The organism is Psychrobacter sp. W2-37-MNA-CIBAN-0211, assembly GCF_040309405.1.
Taxonomy (GTDB): domain Bacteria; phylum Pseudomonadota; class Gammaproteobacteria; order Pseudomonadales; family Moraxellaceae; genus Psychrobacter; species Psychrobacter glaciei.
This window is the reverse complement of record NZ_JBEOOU010000564.1, coordinates 1-237: the sequence shown is the minus strand read 5'-3', so window position 1 is coordinate 237 and position 237 is coordinate 1. Positions and strand designations below refer to the sequence as shown.

1 pseudogene is annotated in these 237 nt (G+C 42.6%); it reads left to right on the top strand.

Annotation, left to right across the window (positions count from 1 at the left end):
- Positions 1-237 (top strand): annotated as a pseudogene (locus AAEY72_RS16280) (threonine ammonia-lyase, biosynthetic); the annotation flags it as partial.

Sequence of the window (237 nt, the reverse complement as noted above, 5' to 3'; positions counted from 1 at the left end):
AAGCAGAGCTAAGCGAAATTATCGCTAAACTTGAGTCTGAAGGCTTTGAAGTTCAAGATTTATCCCAAGATGAAACCGCTAAATTACATGTGCGTTATATGGTCGGTGGTCACCCACTTGAGCCACTAGAAGAGCGCTTGTTTAGCTTTGAGTTCCCGGAACATCCCGGGGCGTTGTTGAAGTTTTTAACCACCTTACAGAGCAAGTGGAATATCAGTTTATTTCATTATCGTAACC